This window comes from Paraburkholderia sp. BCC1886, assembly GCF_900996245.1.
GTDB lineage: Bacteria > Pseudomonadota > Gammaproteobacteria > Burkholderiales > Burkholderiaceae > Paraburkholderia.
In genome coordinates this window covers 123,373-139,476 of record NZ_CAAJGK010000043.1, presented here as the reverse complement: position 1 = coordinate 139,476, position 16,104 = coordinate 123,373, and the positions used below count along the sequence as shown (strand labels likewise).

General features: G+C 64.7%; 15 protein-coding genes. 13 read left to right on the top strand and 2 right to left on the bottom strand.

Annotated features, from left to right (window positions below; translation table 11 throughout):
- Positions 1-35: 35 nt before the first annotated feature.
- The 7 genes from FQ746_RS13760 to FQ746_RS13730 all read left to right on the top strand — a co-directional run bounded on the left by FQ746_RS13760 (position 36) and on the right by FQ746_RS13730 (position 8,154).
- Positions 36-785 (top strand): MotA/TolQ/ExbB proton channel family protein, encoded by a 750-nt coding sequence (locus tag FQ746_RS13760; RefSeq protein ID WP_144109936.1) that lies wholly within the window; start codon positions 36-38, stop codon positions 783-785.
- A gap of 11 nt (positions 786-796) precedes the next feature.
- Positions 797-1,222, top strand: coding sequence for an ExbD/TolR family protein (locus FQ746_RS13755; protein WP_144109935.1), 426 nt, complete (start codon positions 797-799; stop codon positions 1,220-1,222).
- Positions 1,223-1,226: 4 nt separating this feature from the next.
- Positions 1,227-3,035 carry an ABC transporter ATP-binding protein/permease gene (locus FQ746_RS13750; protein WP_186310732.1) on the top strand — a complete coding sequence of 603 codons (1,809 nt, stop codon included), beginning with the start codon at positions 1,227-1,229 and terminating at the stop codon, positions 3,033-3,035.
- Positions 3,036-3,071: 36 nt separating this feature from the next.
- Positions 3,072-4,436 carry a TldD/PmbA family protein gene (locus FQ746_RS13745; RefSeq protein WP_144109933.1) on the top strand — a complete coding sequence of 455 codons (1,365 nt, stop codon included), beginning with the start codon at positions 3,072-3,074 and terminating at the stop codon, positions 4,434-4,436.
- Positions 4,437-4,509: 73 nt separating this feature from the next.
- Complete coding sequence (gene trxA, locus FQ746_RS13740) at positions 4,510-4,875, top strand: thioredoxin (protein WP_144109932.1); 366 nt, start codon at positions 4,510-4,512, stop codon at positions 4,873-4,875.
- Positions 4,876-4,889: 14 nt separating this feature from the next.
- The gene (locus tag FQ746_RS13735) at positions 4,890-6,368 is read left to right on the top strand and encodes a metallopeptidase TldD-related protein (protein WP_144109931.1); all 1,479 of its coding nucleotides are present in this window, start codon (positions 4,890-4,892) and stop codon (positions 6,366-6,368) included.
- A gap of 7 nt (positions 6,369-6,375) precedes the next feature.
- On the top strand, positions 6,376-8,154 hold the full coding sequence (locus FQ746_RS13730; RefSeq protein WP_144109930.1) for an enoyl-CoA hydratase/isomerase family protein: 1,779 nt from the start codon (positions 6,376-6,378) through the stop codon (positions 8,152-8,154).
- Positions 8,155-8,297: 143 nt separating this feature from the next.
- Here FQ746_RS13730 and FQ746_RS13725 read toward each other — a convergent pair whose 3' ends face one another.
- Positions 8,298-9,449 carry a porin gene (locus FQ746_RS13725; RefSeq protein ID WP_144109929.1) on the bottom strand — a complete coding sequence of 384 codons (1,152 nt, stop codon included), beginning with the start codon at positions 9,447-9,449 and terminating at the stop codon, positions 8,298-8,300.
- Positions 9,450-9,872: 423 nt separating this feature from the next.
- Between FQ746_RS13725 and FQ746_RS13720 the strand changes: the two genes are divergently transcribed.
- Positions 9,873-10,412: a hypothetical protein gene (locus FQ746_RS13720; RefSeq protein ID WP_144109928.1), complete on the top strand. Its 540-nt coding sequence runs from the start codon at positions 9,873-9,875 to the stop codon at positions 10,410-10,412.
- 20 nt (positions 10,413-10,432) lie between these two features.
- Here the strand turns inward: FQ746_RS13720 and FQ746_RS13715 are convergent, their stop codons facing one another.
- Positions 10,433-10,864, bottom strand: coding sequence for a hypothetical protein (locus FQ746_RS13715; protein ID WP_144109927.1), 432 nt, complete (start codon positions 10,862-10,864; stop codon positions 10,433-10,435).
- A gap of 250 nt (positions 10,865-11,114) precedes the next feature.
- On the opposite strand from FQ746_RS13715, the gene FQ746_RS13710 reads away from it, so the two are divergent.
- From FQ746_RS13710 to FQ746_RS13690, 5 genes are all read left to right on the top strand, one after another.
- Positions 11,115-11,885, top strand: coding sequence for a CDP-alcohol phosphatidyltransferase family protein (locus FQ746_RS13710; protein ID WP_144109926.1), 771 nt, complete (start codon positions 11,115-11,117; stop codon positions 11,883-11,885).
- Positions 11,882-12,688 (top strand): 2OG-Fe(II) oxygenase, encoded by an 807-nt coding sequence (locus FQ746_RS13705; RefSeq protein WP_144109925.1) that lies wholly within the window; start codon positions 11,882-11,884, stop codon positions 12,686-12,688. Before FQ746_RS13710 ends, FQ746_RS13705 begins: the two co-directional genes overlap by 4 nt.
- On the top strand, positions 12,685-13,707 hold the full coding sequence (locus tag FQ746_RS13700; protein WP_144109924.1) for a flippase-like domain-containing protein: 1,023 nt from the start codon (positions 12,685-12,687) through the stop codon (positions 13,705-13,707). The genes FQ746_RS13705 and FQ746_RS13700 overlap by 4 nt, the downstream gene beginning before the upstream one ends.
- 41 nt (positions 13,708-13,748) lie before the next feature.
- Positions 13,749-14,513, top strand: coding sequence for an NTP transferase domain-containing protein (locus FQ746_RS13695; protein ID WP_144109923.1), 765 nt, complete (start codon positions 13,749-13,751; stop codon positions 14,511-14,513).
- 135 nt (positions 14,514-14,648) lie between these two features.
- A complete protein-coding gene (locus tag FQ746_RS13690) occupies positions 14,649-16,052 on the top strand; it encodes an MFS transporter (protein ID WP_144109922.1) in 1,404 nt (467 codons plus the stop codon).
- Positions 16,053-16,104: the final 52 nt, after the last annotated feature.

Genomic DNA, 16,104 nt, shown 5'->3' with positions numbered 1-16,104 from the left:
CTCATTTTCACCTCTTGTATCTGGAGTAGCGAAGCATGAACCACTATGGATTTCTCGACGTTTGGCAAGAAGGTGACTTCGTCACGCGCGGCATCGTCGTCATTCTGGCGTTGATGTCGATCGCGTCGTGGACGGTTTTGATTGCGAAGCTGGTCTCGGTCAGCCGTCTGCGCGCGATGACGGCGGTGATGCGCAAGCAGTTCTGGTCGGCACAGGATTTCGACACCGGCATTTCGAATCTCGGCGCCGCGATCTCGAACCCTTATCGCGATCTTGCACTGGCCGCGCGTGAAGCGAGCGAGCAGCGTTTCGACACCGAAGCGATGCTGTACGGCTCGCTCGACGCGAGCGAGTGGATGTCGCGCTGTCTGAAAGACGTGCTCGACGACTATGTGGCAAGACTGCAAGGTGGCCTAGCCGTGCTCGCGTCGATCGGCAGCACGGCGCCGTTCGTCGGGCTGTTCGGCACGGTGTGGGGCATCTATCACGCGCTGATGGCGATCGGCAGTTCGGGCGCCGCGAGCCTCGATCACGTGGCGGGACCGGTGGGCGAGTCGCTGGTGATGACGGCGTTCGGCCTGTTCGTCGCGATTCCCGCGGTGCTCGGCTACAACGCCGCGTCGCGCGGCAACAAGGCGGTCATTCACAGCATGGTGCGTTATACGCACGAACTGCAACGCTTCTTCATTACCGGCAAGCAGCGCCGTGCGAGCCCAGCTGAGTCGACCGATGCCGCAGCGCGTGCGTTACCCGCCAATCGTGCCGTCCCGGCCACGACTCACTGAACGGAGCCGCCATGTCCATGAACCCGGAATACGGCGGCGAGGGCGACCTCGTCAACGACATCAACATGACGCCGTTGATCGACGTGATGCTGGTGCTGCTGATCGTCTTCATCATCACGTTGCCGGTCATGAGCCACGCGCTCAAGGTCGATCTGCCGAAAGCGGCGAGCGAGCCTGTCAAGAGCGACACCCATGATATCGACCTGTCGATCCGCGCCGACGGCACGCTCGCGTGGAACAGGCAGCCTGTCGACGAAGCCGGACTGACCGCGCAGATGAACCTGGCGGCGAAACAGGACCCCACGCCGGCCGTACGCATCTACGCGGACCAGCACGTGGAATATGGCCGGGTCGCTCACGTGCTGTCCGCTGCTCAACATGCCGGTTTGTCGAAGCTCGACTTCGTCACGGAACCGGACCCGACGGGCGCCCACTGACCCCATGATTTTTTCGAAGCCGCCCCGTACCGATGCCGTCACGCCGCTCGCCGACCGGCTGCTCGCGCGCGAGCACACTACCTGGTGGAGCCTGCTGCTGCCTTATTGGGTATCGGAAGAAGCCGTGTTCGCGTTGGCCTGTCTGGTCGCCAAGATCGCGCTGAGTTACGCGGGCATCTATTTCCAGGTCTGGCGCAACAGCTGGACGGGCCGTTTCTACGACGCCATTGGCGCGCGTCAGGTCGATGCTTTCGGCGGCCTGTTCGGCACCTTGCTGATGGCGCTCGCCATTTCGAGCACGACGTTGATCGTCGATCTGTACCTCGGTCAGGTGCTGGTGGCGCGCTGGCGTGCGTGGCTTACCCAGAGGCTCGTCGGCGCATGGACCCGCGACGGCGCGTTCTACCGCATCGAGCGCGACCGCCGGGTCGAGAACCCGGACCAGCGTCTGTCGGAAGACGTGAGTCAATTGATCCAGCAGACCGTGACGATCTTTTTCGCCCTGGTCAGCGTGCCGGTTTCGGCCGTCTCGTTCAGCGTGGTGCTGTATCGCCTGTCCGGCAATGCACATTTCACGGCCGGCGGGATGGCGGTGACCATTCCGGCTTATATGGTGATCGCGGCGTTTGTCTACTCGGGTGGAACGCTGCTGCTCACGCACCTGAGCGGCCGCAAAATGATTCCGCTGAACGCGGAAATCCAGCACCGCGAAGCGGATTTCCGTTTCGGGTTGATGCAGATCCGCGAGCACGCCGAGCAGATCGCCTTCATGCGCGGCGGCGATCGCGAAGCGGTGCGCGTGATGGATAGCTTTGAAGCCGTGCGCCGGAACATGTGGGAAGTGATCCGTATCACGCGGCGCATCAACATCGTGACGTTTGCATTTGGCGACATGACCACGCTGGTTCCCACGCTGCTGATTCTGCCGGCCTATCTGGCGCGCAAGATTGCGCTGGGCGGCATGATGCAGTTGTCGTCCGCCTTCGGGTCCGTGACCAGCACGCTGTCGTATTTCCCGCAGGCGTACCAGTCGTTCGCATTGTGGCGCGCCATCGTCAACCGGCTGCGTTTGTTGAACGACGAGATCCGTCACCGCGAACAAGGTTCGAGCGCGGCATCGCGAATCGCGCTCGTTCGAAGCGAAGGCAACGAAGTCGGGACGCCCGGCGTCACGCTCACCACATCGAGCGGTGCTGTCATCTCGCAGGCGAGCGGCGTCACGTTCAAGGCCGGCGAACGCTGGCTGGTGCGCGGGCCTTCGGGTTCCGGCAAGAGCACGCTGTTTCGCGCTCTGGCGGGTCTGTGGCCTTATGGCAGCGGCACGGTGAATCTGCCGCCGCATGCGGGGGCAGGCAAGGTCGAATTCCTGCCGCAACGCAGCTATGTGCCAACGGGCACGCTCAAAGCGGCGCTCTGCTATCCCGACGACGAAAGCCGTTTCGACGATGCCGCCTGCGAAGCCGCGCTGCGCGACGCCGGTCTGGCGGACTTCACCACGCGTCTGCACGAAAGCCAGCGCTGGAGCAGCGTGTTGTCCGGCGGCGAAGGACAGCGCGTGGCGATTGCCCGCGCGATGCTGCGCGAGGCCGATTTCCTGTTTCTCGACGAGGCCACCAGCGGACTGGACGAAGCCACCGAGCGACGTGTGTATCGCGCGCTGCTCGAACGGCTGCCGCATGCCGCGATCATCAGCATTTCGCATCACGCGAGTCTCGCGGAGCAACACGACCATTTTCTCGACCTGTCGTCGCACGTCGCCGCCGATGGGCCTTCGACGCCGGCACGTTCGCAGCCGGTCGGCTCGACAGTCTGACGCCTCGGCAAACCGCATCATTCACAAAGGGCAGACATGCAGTCGCATCACGATGAATTCACCTGGACCGGCGCACGACTCCAGGCGCTGGCAGGCCAGGCGCTCGAGCGCGTGCGGGCACTCGGCGTCGCTCAGGCTTATGTGGCGCTGAACGAGAGCCGCGGCATCTCCGTGCAGGTTCGCGAGCGCGCGGTCAGCTCGCAGGTTGCGCACGGTCATCAGCGCATCACGCTGTCGGCGTTCAGCGACGGCCGCACGGCGCAGGTGTCGTCGGCGAACCTCTCGGCGGACAGCATCGAACGCATCGCGCTTGCTGCTGCGCAGGCGGTGAAGCATGTCGAGCGCGACGAGTTCGCAGGTCCGGCGGAAGCCCGCTATCTGGCAGCCGGCGACACGCCGGTCGATGCGCTCGGCCTTTTTCACCACGCCGAATGGAGTGCCGCCGACGCAATTGTCCGGGCGCGCGAAACGGAAGAAGCGGCCTTCGGCTATTCGTCGAAAGTGGTATCCAGTGAAGGCGCTTCGTGCAACACGTCGCAAATGCAGATGGTGATCGCCAGCACGGAAGGATTGTTGCGTGGCTATCGCGCGTCGTTCCGGTCGTTGTCGTGCGCGGCCGTCGCTTCGGACGGCGGGAGCAAACGGATCGGCAGTCACGGGCTTGGCGCGCGCAGCGCCGCGGGCCTCGATCCGCGCGCGATCGGCACGCAGGCTGCCGCGTACGCGGTCGCGCAACTGGGCGCGCAATCGATCGACACGCGCACCTGCGCCGTGCTCTACGACGCGACCGTCGCGGTTCGGCTGCTCGGCCAATGGCTAGGTGCGGCCAGCGGTCAGGCGGTAGGTACCAACGCGTCGTTTCTGGCCGGCAAGATCGGCGCGCCGGTGATCGCCTCGCATCTCAGCATGCTCGAAGACCCAGGCATTCCCGGCGGTCTCGCGAGCCGTCCGTTCGACTCGGACGGCATTGCCGGACGCCGCCGCGCGCTGGTGGACGGCGGCACGCTGACTGGCTACCTGCTGTCGGCGTACTGGGCCCGTCGTTTGAAGATGACGCCGACCGGCAACGCCGACGGTATCGGCAACGTGGAACTGAGCAGCGCCGCGACGCAGGCCGGCGACGACCTCGCCGCCATGTTGCGCCGGCTCGGCACCGGTTTTTATGTCACCGGGTTGTCGGGCGGCGGTTTCAATGGACTGACCGGCGAGTACTCGCAAGGCGCCGAAGGCTTCTGGGTCGAGAACGGCGAGATTGCCTATCCGGTCGACAACGTCACGCTGGCCGGCCACGTATCGACGATGTTCGGCGACGCGGTCACGGTCGGCGCGGACCGGTACACGTCGGGGGCGCTGACGAGCGGTTCGATCCTCGCCGGCGACATGAGACTGGCCGGTCGTTGAGTCGACAACCGCTCACCGCGTCGAGAACGGCGCGCATTCACGACAAGCATGCGATAACGAATCGAGGTCAAGCATGAGCAACCTGGCAGCATTGGATATGAACGATTTCACGGCACGCGTGGCGAATTCGCCAGTGCCGGTATTGATCGATTTCTGGGCCCCGTGGTGCGGCCCGTGCAAGATGCTGGCGCCGGTGCTCGACACCGTCGCCGCTCATTTCGGCGAGCGGCTCACCATCCTGAAGGTGGACGTGGACCAGCACAAGGAAGTCTACGAGCGCTTCCAGTTTCGCGGCATTCCGGCGCTGATCCTGTTCGACGGCGGCAAGGAAATCGGCCGGCAGATCGGCGTGACCTCGAAGCTGCGGCTGGCGGCGTTGATCGAGAGGAGTGTGGCGGCCGCGCGTGAAGCAGATGCCACACCGAAGGATCCGTCCTGATGCCGGCCCAACTCATGTCATTGGACACGGCGGACCGCTTCGCGCTCGCTCGCACGCGGCTGGTCGAGGCGAACGGTATCGACCTCGCGCATCTGGAAGGCGCGTTGAGCCGCGCGATGCGTCCGCGCGACGAACAGGCCGACGTGTTCTTGCAGTACCGCAGCAGCGAAGGCTGGTCGCTGGAAAACGGCGTGGTCAAGCGCGTCAATATGTCGATCGACGAAGGCTTCGGTTTGCGCACCGTGTGCGGCGACAGCACGGCCTTTGCGTTTTCGGAATCGATCGACAGCGCATCGCTGAACCACGCCGCCCGTTCCGTCGCGTCGATGGAGGCGGGTGAGCAGGCCATCGATGCGAAACGCGCGACGGCAGTCGAGCGCAGCAACGCGGCGTCGATGACCGACTCGTTCGAGAACCGGTATCTCAGCGGTGATCCGATTGCCTCGCTCGGCCCGGAACACAAGCTCGCGCTGCTGCATCGACTGGACCGGCTGACGCGCGGCGTCGACGACTGCGTGGTCCGCGTGTTCGCGAGCCTGTCCGCGTCGCACGAATGGATGCTGGTGATGGACGAAACGCTGCGCACGTCCGCGGATGTGCGGCCGCAAAGCTCGCTGCATCTGCGCGTGGTGGTCGAGCGGGCCGGACGCACCGAGAGTGCGTCGAGCGGCATCGGCGGGCGGTACGGCGTGGATCGCTTCGACGAAGCAGCGCTCGATGCGCTGGCGCGCCGCGTGGTGTCGACCGCGCTCGCCAAACTCGACACCGACGCCGCGCCGTCCGGCGAACTGACGGTCGTGCTCGCGCCTGGCTGGCCCGGCATTCTGCTGCATGAAGCCGTCGGCCATGGACTCGAAGCCGACTTCATCCAGCGCGGCTCGTCGGTGTTCAGCGGCAAGCTCGGCGAGCAGGTGACGGCGCCCGGCATCACGATCGTCGACGACGGCACGCTGCACGAAGCGCGCGGTTCGCTGTCGCTCGACGACGAAGGTCATCCGGGCGAAGACACCGTGCTGATCGAGAACGGCGTGTTGCGCGGTTTCATGCAGGACCGCAAGAGCGCGCGCCTGACCGGAGCACGCCAGACCGGCAACGGCCGGCGCGAGTCGTTCGCACGACTGCCGATGCCGCGTATGACCAACACGTACATGCGCAACGGCGCGCACGAACCCGGCGAGATCGTCGAGTCGGTGAAGAACGGCCTGTATGTGCGCGATCTGAGCGATGGGCAGGTGGACATCGTCAGCGGCAATTTCGTATTCAACGCGTCACTCGCCTATCTGATCGAGAACGGCCGCATCACGCGGCCCGTCAACGGCGCCACGCTAACCGGCAACGGTCTGCAGACGCTGCGCAAGGTGTCGATGATCGGCAACGATCTTGCACTCGATCCGGGTATCGCCGTGTGCGGCAAAGCCGGGCAGGCAGTGCCGGTTTGCGTCGGACAGCCGACTTTGCGCATCGACGGGATCACGGTCGGCGGGACACGTTGAGCGGCATTTGAAAAAACAGCGGTGCATCGCATCGCATTTCCTGATTGGCGAGCCGGTTTATATCAACACGATGATCGAATATAAAAATCTGGATGGCGTGGTGACGCTGACGATCGGCGGCGAGCCCGGTCATCCCGTGAACGAAGCGTTGATCGACGCGCTGTGCGCGGCGATTGCCGACTATGCCGCGGACGAAAGCGCGGAAGTAGCGGTGTTGACCGCGGAGGGCGACACGTTTTCGTCGGGCGCGGAGCTGGGCACGCTCGGCTCGCTGTTCAACAGCGATGCCGGACGGCTCGTGACCGAGGCGCTCGATGCATTGGACAAACCGGTGGTCGCGGCTTTGCGTGGCGCGGTGTTCGGCACGGCGCTCGAAATTGCGCTCGCTTGCGACTGGCGTATCGCCACGCGCGACGCGGCGTTTGCGCTGCCGGCATTCGCGATCGGTTTGCCGCCGGCCGCGGGCGCCACGCAGCGTCTGCCGGGTTTGACGGGGATTGAAGCCGCGCTGGATCTGCTGCTCGGGAGCACGCCGGTCGGTGCCGTTCGCGCGCTGGAATGCGGCTTGATCGATCGCCTGCTGGAACAGGTCGACGATCGGTTCGAGACCGGTTTCCAGGCACAGGCGCAGCGTTTCGCGCGGGAAGTGCCGCGCTCGCGCCGGCCTCGCGCGACGCTGTCCGATACCGGGCGCGTTGCTGCGATCGCTCACACCGGGCAAGCACTCGACGTCCAGCGTACGCGCCACAGCATCGAAGGCGCCGCGGTCTGCATCGCGGTGACGGCGGGTTTGCGCGACGGTTGGGACGCGGGCTACGGCGCGGAACTCGACGGCTATCTGCAATGCGAAAACAGCCCACGTCATCAAGCGATACGTAATGCTCGGCGGATGCGCGAGGAGGTCGAGGTTCGCGGTATCGATGCGACGGAAGGCGATGCGCGATTGCGCCGGGTGGTCGTGACAGGCGCGTTGCCGACAGACTGGCGCCAACCGGACGATGTGCCGGTCGTGCATGCCGATAGCGCGCAAGCATGGCCGGACGACCTCGGCGCAAGCGACGCGCTGGTGGTCTGCGGACCGCTTTCCGCCCGCTCTCTGCAGAGCCTCGCCATGCGTGCGCCGCAGGCGAGCGTGCTGTACGTGGAGCCGGTGCATCTGTCGTTCGATGCCGACGCTCGTGCGGCGTTACCGCAAAATATCGCGTTCGGCATGACCTACGGCGCGACCGATGCGCCTGTGTTGCAACTGGTTGCGCCACCGGGAAGTGCCGGATTCGCGCAGCGCCGCGCCGTCGAACTTGCGCGCGCATTCGGCGCGCTCTGTCTGCACGCCACGGCGGTGCCGCTCGGGCCGACCGTGTGGCTGAAGTTCGAGGACCTGTTGTTCGCCCTCGCGCACGGCGGCGTGCCGGCCGGGTCGATTCACGAAGCGCTCGCGGCGCTCGGCCTGCCGACGGTCGATTTCGGCACGCTGCCTTCGATGGTAACCGCGTCGACCGAGGCCGAGATGACGGACGAGCGCCTGCGCTTCGTGCTCCTGTGCGGCCTGCTCAACGTCTGCGCGGGATTGCTCGACAGCCGCGATGCGCAGCATCCCGACGATCTCGATACCGTGCTGTGCTACGGCTTCCATGTGCCACCCGAATCGCTGCCGTTCGGCTGGGGCGCGCGCGTGCCGGGTGTGCGGCGGGCGTATTCCGAACTCGTCGAGCTGGCGTGCGCGTACGGCGAGACTTTTGCCCCGGGTAGATTGCTGACGAACATCGGCAAGGTCGACGCCGCGTAAAGCCGGGGAGCGGGTCTCCGGCCAGCGCACCCGCGACGCCGACGCTCAACTCGCGACGCTGCGCTAAAGCCGCCTGACGAATCAGGCGAGCCTGTCTCTGGCGCTGGGCGGTGCGGGTCGAGTGGCGGGTAGACCGAGGCGGTTTAGAACCGGTGCCGCAACCCCACCGCCGCCGCAACCTGATTCCCCGTCGACGAAGGCGCCAGCGTATTGATCGACGCGACGTTCGCGCCGAAGTTGCCGAGTTCGCCCGACGCGTGCTGATACACGCCTTCCACGTAGACATCCGTGCGCTTGCTCAGCGAGTAATCGCTTTGCAGCGATACCGTGTGCCACTTCGGATCGCCCGTGCCGTTCGAGCCGGTCATGCGGCCGTCGGTGAAGGTGTACGACGCCGCGAGGCTCAAGGCCGGCGTCAGCGCGTAACGGCCGTTGAGTTCGTAGTTGTCCAGATGCAGGTTGGTGCCCGCGACGCCCGGCAGCGTGGCGCCGCCGACATCGACGCCGGTAATGCCGTCCAGTTGCGTATGCGTGTAGACGAAGCCCGCCGTGGCCGGACCGTAGGTGTAGTTCACGCCCGCGCCGAACGTGCGTTGCAGATTCGCCGCCACTGCCGCCGTGCCGTCGCCTTGCGACACCGCGCCGCCCAGGTTGGTGCTGCCCGAGTTGTTCAGTTGCAGATAAGCCGCCGCGACGCTCAGCGGGCCGTTGTCGTACGAAGCGCCCGCGCTCCACGCACGGTTGTTCGAGAATTCGCCGGATGCGTTGCTGAAGCCGTACAGGCCGCCGAACTTGAGACCCGCGTAGTTCGCGCTGGTGTACTTCACGGCGTTCTTCACCGAGAACGAATTGTCGAGATTGTCGTTATCGAACGGATGGGCGGCGAGGTTGTTGCCATAGCCCGCGCCGGCCTCCGAGAGCGGCGCCAGATAGTCGACCACGGAGTCGTACTGGCGGCCGAGCGTCAGCGTGCCGTACTGCTCGCTTTGCAGACCGACGAAAGCCTGACGGTTGAAGATGGTGCTGTTTTCGGAGAACGCGCCGTTGTTCAGGTTGAAGCCGCTTTCCAACGTGAAGATGGCATGCAGGCCGCCGCCGAGGTCTTCGTTGCCGCGCAGGCCGAAGTAGGTGTTCGACACCGAGCCGCTACCTTGCTGCCAGTTGCTGTGGCCGCCCTGGTTGTTCGAGTAGACGAGGCCGGCGTCGAGCGTGCCGTACAGCGTGACGCTGCTTTGTGCGTGCGCGGTGATGGCGAATGCGCCCATGAGGCCGGCGGCGATAAGGGTTTTTTTCATGGCAGGGTCACTCCGGATAAGTGCGGTGAGGAATTGCTGCGAAGTGTGTATTGCCACGATCCGGATTATTAACAGCGTATGAAGCAATAATGAATTTTTGAATCGTTAATAACCGTATATAACGGACTCAACTAACTGAAAACAAATGGGAATAATCGGTTCATGCCACGTGGGGAGGGACTTTGTATGCGTTGCTGTTGCAGGATTGAGACACGGTATTAGCGTCCGTCGTAATCCGATTTTTATAAAGTATTTGTAAAGAATTTATAAGTTCCGAGTTCTATAGAAATAGATTATTTCGAATCGGGAAATAACCTTGCCTGCCTTATCCGGTTGGCCAGGTGTGTCAACCGGCGGACGAGGGGCGGGTAGAATCGCGGGCTTCAGATGTGTTTTTCCGCCCGCGAACGTGAGTAACCTGCAATGACCGATACACCCCTTCCCTCCACCGATGCTGCCGACGCTCTCCCGCCCGACGAGGCCGGAGTGGACGAATCCGGCACGCTGCACGAAGCGCGTTTGTGGCGCGACGACGGCTGGACCGCGCGGGTCATCAAGAACGAGGACGACGAAGGCTGGGCCGTGGCGATGATCAAGGACGGCGAGGTGGAACCCGCGCTGGTCGGACCGTGGACGATGGGTCGCAACAAGAAGGACCCGAAGCCGCTCGACACGTCGGCTTTCAACACGTTGGTGAAGACCGCGTCGGAAGTGCTGCGTCGCCATGAGCAACAGCTACGCGCGCAATTACACAAGGAAGTGCGCGTCGCGACCGCGGACGGCAACGGCGAACTCGACATCACGCTCGACATCGTGCCCGACGAGGACGAACCCTACGCGCTGCTGACCGCGCTCGATACGTTCGGCGAACAGCTCGCGCAGGTGCAGGTGGCACCGAACTTCAAGCTGAGCAAGGCGAGCGCGGCGGCGTGGGTGGAAAACGAGTTTCGCCGGCCGGGTTGAACGAGCGCTCGACCGGGCGCTCAGCTCCGTTTGCAGAAAATCGCCGTGACGAACGGCGCGACGTGATGGACGATCGCCGTGCCGCTTCCGGCGACCGCATCCCGTACTTTGGACTCGCTGCCGAACACCACGACGCCATAGGCCGACCGCGCGATCGGTTCGCCGTCGCCGGCGCGAAACATCGGGTCGTCTTTTTCGAAACCGACAATCGCGAACACGTGAAAGCCGAACGCGGTGAGGTCGGCGCCCGACAGCGGCGTGAACGCGTTGATGGAATTGCTTTCGACCCGCGACGGTTTCGGGTCGATGGCCTGTTGCTGGACCAGGTCGGCAATGAACTGGTGACCGCTCTCGTTGCAGGCAAGCGGAGCGTCGAGCGCGGCGGCATAGCTGCCTGGCGCAAACGCGGCAGCGGACAGGGTAAGCGCAACGAGTGACAAAAAGCGTTTCATGAACATGATCCACAGCCAGAGCTGCGTGTAGTGCGCGCGCAACGGGCGACGTTGTTGGCGTGAGATTGCGCGGGTTTTCGTATTGCGGCTGATGGCTTCGCAGCCCCATTCACAGCCCCGACTGGGCTCGCACTGTATCTCGATTCGGCAAAACCTGCTGTGTGGGGGAGCCGAAAAGAGCGTGAATAAATCGCTTTAAAACGCGCGGTAGGAAAGCACGATTTTACGATCCCGTATATATTTCCGGGTTATGAATTCGAGACCACAAACTCCAATCAATGTTGCGCCGCCCCGAACCTGGGACGCGCGCATGGCCCGCCGCCTCGTGACCCCCCTGGTTCATACCCGGGTCACGCCCAACCATCTCACCACGCTGCGCCTGCTCATCGGGCTGGCGGGCGCGCTGTGTCTGGCGCACGGCGGTTTTACATGGGCTAACGCCGGGGCCTTTCTGATCGTGCTGTCGAACTTCGTCGACCATACCGACGGCGAACTCGCGCGGATCAGCGGCAAGACCAGCAGAATCGGTCATTTTTACGACCTTGCCTGCGATGCTGCGGTGACGGTGATGTTGTTCATCGGCATGGGCATGGGTGTCGAGTCCGCGCATGTGGCAGGGCTGACGGTGTCGCCCGGTTGGCTCGGCGCACTGGCCGGCGTCGCGGTCGCGGCGATTTTCTTCCTGCGCATGCGCATCGAGGAAATGGCGGGCAAGGCCGGCACGCAGCAGGCACTGGTCGGCGGTTTCGAAACCGAAGACGTGTTGTATCTGCTGCCCATCGTCACGTTGACCAGTGTGGTGCTGCCGTTCGTCGTGGTCGCGTCGATCGGCGCGCCGCTGTTCGCACTCTGGGTCGTCTTCGATTACCTGCGCGCCGTGCGCCGCGCCGCACGCTCCGTCGCCCCTGTCACGATGACGGCCGCCGTGGCGACGGCCGCCGTAGCGACGGCCGCCGTGGCGACGGCCGCCGCCGCGGTCGCCGCCAAAGCTGAACCCACCCAGTTGTGGGCCAGCGAATGAGCACCCATACGGACTACGCGGCGCCATCGACGTTTGCGCCCGACTCTGCCGACGCCTCCCGGCCGAACGCCGATCAGGCCGTCGCCGGCCGTACCCGCGCCCTCGATACGCCGCGTCTGCGCAAAGAGTTCGACGCACAGGGCGCGTTCCTGTATCTGGAAGACTTCCTCGCGCCCGAAGTGACCGCGCAACTCGCGCACAGCGCGCGGGCGCTGCTCGACGAGGTGAACCGTAACTACCTGCCGGGGCACAAGCAGGGCGGCAGCGTCAGTCGCCATACGATCGACCGGCTCGCGCCGTTCATCGCCGAGTTGTACCGCTCGAAGGCGCTGATCGGCTGGCTCGAGCAGATCAGCGGGGACCAGTTGCAGGTGTCGCCCGCCGACGACCCGCATGCGTACGCGCTGTACTACTACACGCGCCCGGGCGACCACATCGGCTGGCATTACGACACGTCTTATTACGATGGCCGCCGCTACACGCTGCTGCTCGGCGTGATCGACGACTCGTCGTGCCGGCTCGATTACGAATTGCATACGCGCAATCCCGACCTGCCCGATCAACCGGGCTCGGTGCAGTATCCGCCGGGCGCGCTGGTGTTTTTCGACGGCGACAAGTTGCGCCATCGCATCACGCCCGCTGCGGCGAACGAAATGCGCGTGTCGCTCACGTTCGAATACGTGACGAACCCGAACATGCGGCCGTGGCGCCGTTTCATCTCCAACATGAAAGACGCGGTCGCGTACTTCGGCTTTCGCCAGGTGTTCCGGCAAATGACGGCTCGCCGCAAGGACCGCGCATGAGTCGCGCCGCGCTGATTCTCCTGTCGATCGGCACGGCGCTGTTCGTCGGCCTGCTCGCGTGGCAGGGTTTCGGTTCGATCGCGGCCACGCTGATGGTCGCGGGCTGGGGGCTCGCGCTGGTCGCGCTATTTCACGTGGTGCCGCTGCTGCTCGACGCGGCCGCCATCTCGGTGCTGTTCAAACCTCGGCGCGACGGCGCTACGCAGCGCTCGCTCGGCCTGCGCGAAGCGATCTTCGCGCGCTGGGTCGGCGAGTCGGTAAACAGCCTGCTGCCCGCCGGTCAGATCGGCGGCCCGGTGGTGATGGTGCGGCAACTGTCGCAACGCGGCATGCGCATGAGCGACGCCGCCGCGGCGATCACGGTGAGCACCACCGCGCAGGCACTCGCGCAAATCATCTTCGCGTTGGGCGGACTTCTGCTGTTCGGCGCCTACGCCGCGCACGGCGCGCTCCACGACCTGCAAACCGCCACCCTGATTGCGACCGGCGTGCTCGGCGCGATGATCGTCGGCTTCTATTACGCGCAGCGGCGCGGCCTGTTCGGGCGTCTGCTCGGCGTGGTGTCGAAGGTGTTCGGCAAACGCGACTGGTCGTCGCTCATGACGCGCGCCGAAGCCGTCGACGCCGCCGTTCACGCAATGTACCGTGAGCGCGGCCGGGTCGCGGCAAGTTTCCTGTTGAGCCTGGTGGGCTGGGTGGTCGGCACGGTCGAAGTCTGGCTCGCACTGCGCTTTCTGGGCCATCCGGTCGACTGGATCGACGCGCTGCTGCTCGAAAGTCTCGGACAGGCGATTCGTGGCGCGGCCTTCATGATTCCGGGCTCGCTCGGCGTGCAGGAAGGCGGCTACCTGTTGCTGGCGCCGCTAGTGGGTTTGCCGCCCGATGCGGCGCTCGCGTTGTCGCTCACCAAGCGCGCGCGTGAAATCCTGCTAGGCTTGCCGGGCCTGCTGGTGTTGCATTTCAGCGAACGAAACTGGCAACGGCGGCGCGCAACGGCGCGCGTGCCGGTTGCCGATTAATCCCGATTGATCCGTTTATTTCTCAAGCTAAAGGACCGCGCATGCGTGCCATCATTCTCGCTGCGGGCCTCGGCCTGCGCCTCCAGCAACCGCCGCAAGCCCAGTTCCCGAAGTGCCTGTTGCAGTTCGACGGCATGAGTCTGCTCGAGCGTCATCTGCAGATGCTCGAAACCGCGGGCGTGACCGACGTGGTGCTGGCGCTCGGCTTCCAGCCGGAATCGGTGCAGGCGGAACTGGTGCGTATCAACTGGCCGCATCCGGTGGAAACGGTGTTGAACCCGCGTTACGACCTTGGCAGCGTGCTGACGGTGCACACGGTGGCCGATGCGCTCACGCGCGGCGGCGACGTGCTGCTGATGGACGCGGACGTGCTCTACGACGAGCGCATCCTGAACGCGCTGGTCGCGGGTGAAACGACCAACCGCCTGTTGATCGACCGCGATTTCGAAGCCGGCGACGAGCCGGTCAAGCTGTGTCTGAAAGACGGCGTGCCGGTCGAATTGCGCAAGCAGCTGGCGGTCAATCTCGAGTACGACACGATTGGCGAATCGGTCGGCTTCTTCCGTTTCCGCGAAGACACCGCGCGGCGATTTGCGCAGATCGTGGCCGGCTACGTGGATAGCGGTCGCGCCAACCTGCCGCACGAAGAAGCGGTTCGCGATTTGCTGCTCGAACGCAGCCAGGTGTTCGATACGGCGGACGTGACCGGCTCGCCGTGGATCGAAATCGATTTCCCGAACGACGTCGCGCGCGCGAGCGCCGAGATTCTGCCGCAGTTGCAACCGCTGGTCAGCGCGTCGCGATAAAGCCTGCGTCGCTTCATCCCGCTTTTATCCCGCTTTTATCCCGTTTCATCCCGCATCGCATCGCCGCGCTTCGCGCGCGATGCGATGCGATAATCGCGCCTTTACGCCGATGGGTCCGCCCCCGTCGCCTCGCCAATGCCTCTCGCCTTAGGCGCCTTCATCGTTCCGCTCATCGTCGCCTGCGCGATGTTCATGGAAAACGTGGACGGCACGGTCATCGTGACTTCGCTGCCGGTGCTGGCGCACGATCTCGGCCACGACCCGATTACCCTGAAGCTGGCCGTGACGGCCTACGTCATCGGTCTCGGCGTCTTCATTCCCATTTGCGGCTGGGTCGCGGACCGCTTCGGCTCGCGCACGGTGTTCCGCACCGCCATCGGCATTTTCATGGCCGGCTCGCTGATGTGCGCCGCCTCCACGTCGCTCGGCACCTTCGTGGTTGCGCGCTTCGTGCAGGGCGTCGGCGGCGCGATGATGGTGCCGGTCGGGCGCATCATCATTTTCCGCTCGGTGCCGAAGTCGGACTTCATTCGCGCCGTGAACTATCTGACCGTGCCGGCGCTGCTCGGGCCGGTAGTCGGGCCGCCGCTGGGCGGCTTCATCACGACGTATCTGCACTGGCGCCTGATTTTCTTCATCAACATTCCGATCGGTCTGATCGGCATCTGGCTCGCCAATAAACACATTGCGAACGTGCGCGAGGCGCATCCCGGCCGGCTCGACTGGACCGGTTTTGCGCTGTCGGCGAGCGGCGCGTCGCTGTTCATGCTGGGGCTGTCGCTGGTGGGCGGCGAACTGGTGTCGAACACCGTGTCCATCGCGATGTGCGCGCTCGGCGTGGTGCTGCTGTTGACGTACTGGCTGTACGCGAGCCGTGTCGAGTTGCCGGTGCTCGATCTGCGGCTGTTGCGAATACCGAGTTTTCACGCGAGCGTGCTGGGCGGCTCGCTGTTTCGCATCGGTCTCGGCGCGGTGCCGTTCCTGCTGCCGCTCGCGTTGCAGGAAGGTCTGGGCATGACCGCGTTCGTGTCCGGTTCGATCACCTGCGCGTCCGCGTTCGGGTCGATTTTCATGAAGACGGCGACGTCGCGCATTCTCGGCCGCTTCGGCTTCCGTACCGTGCTGATGGGCAACGCGGTGTGCGCGGGACTCGTGATCGTGACCTACGGACTGTTCTTCCCCGGCACGCCGCACTGGTTGATCTGGTGCGTGGTGCTGGTCGGCGGTTTCTTTCCGTCGCTGCAGTTCACGTCGCTCAACACGCTGGCGTATGCGGATATTCCGAGCCGCGACGTGGGCCGGGCGACCAGCGTCGCGAGCGTGGTGCAACAGATTTCGCTCGGACTCGGCGTGACGATCGCCGGGATCGTGCTGCAGATTTCGCATAACGTGCAGGGCCATTCGAAGATCGTCTTCAGCGATTTCTGGCCCGCGTTTCTGGTGGTCGGACTGTTTTCGTTCCTGTCGATTCCGGTGACCCGGCGCTTGCCGCCGGGTGCGGGCGATGAGATCGCACGAAGCAAACGCGGGTCTGCGTAACAGCACTTTTTGTGTACCGCAGCATGCTTCGCGTCACGGGCCGCAGGTTCGC

Excerpts from the sequence above, each read along its gene's own strand:
- FQ746_RS13760 (WP_144109936.1), top strand. The coding sequence starts at position 36 with ATGAACCACTATGGATTTCTCGACGTTTGGCAAGAAGGTGACTTCGTC.
- FQ746_RS13755 (WP_144109935.1), top strand. The coding sequence starts at position 797 with ATGTCCATGAACCCGGAATACGGCGGCGAGGGCGACCTCGTCAACGAC.
- FQ746_RS13750 (WP_186310732.1), top strand. The coding sequence starts at position 1,227 with ATGATTTTTTCGAAGCCGCCCCGTACCGATGCCGTCACGCCGCTCGCC.
- FQ746_RS13745 (WP_144109933.1), top strand. The coding sequence starts at position 3,072 with ATGCAGTCGCATCACGATGAATTCACCTGGACCGGCGCACGACTCCAG.
- trxA (WP_144109932.1), top strand. The coding sequence starts at position 4,510 with ATGAGCAACCTGGCAGCATTGGATATGAACGATTTCACGGCACGCGTG.
- FQ746_RS13735 (WP_144109931.1), top strand. The coding sequence starts at position 4,890 with ATGTCATTGGACACGGCGGACCGCTTCGCGCTCGCTCGCACGCGGCTG.
- FQ746_RS13725 (WP_144109929.1), bottom strand. The coding sequence starts at position 9,449 with ATGAAAAAAACCCTTATCGCCGCCGGCCTCATGGGCGCATTCGCCATC.
- FQ746_RS13720 (WP_144109928.1), top strand. The coding sequence starts at position 9,873 with ATGACCGATACACCCCTTCCCTCCACCGATGCTGCCGACGCTCTCCCG.
- FQ746_RS13715 (WP_144109927.1), bottom strand. The coding sequence starts at position 10,864 with ATGAAACGCTTTTTGTCACTCGTTGCGCTTACCCTGTCCGCTGCCGCG.
- FQ746_RS13710 (WP_144109926.1), top strand. The coding sequence starts at position 11,115 with ATGAATTCGAGACCACAAACTCCAATCAATGTTGCGCCGCCCCGAACC.
- FQ746_RS13705 (WP_144109925.1), top strand. The coding sequence starts at position 11,882 with ATGAGCACCCATACGGACTACGCGGCGCCATCGACGTTTGCGCCCGAC.
- FQ746_RS13700 (WP_144109924.1), top strand. The coding sequence starts at position 12,685 with ATGAGTCGCGCCGCGCTGATTCTCCTGTCGATCGGCACGGCGCTGTTC.
- FQ746_RS13695 (WP_144109923.1), top strand. The coding sequence starts at position 13,749 with ATGCGTGCCATCATTCTCGCTGCGGGCCTCGGCCTGCGCCTCCAGCAA.
- FQ746_RS13690 (WP_144109922.1), top strand. The coding sequence starts at position 14,649 with ATGCCTCTCGCCTTAGGCGCCTTCATCGTTCCGCTCATCGTCGCCTGC.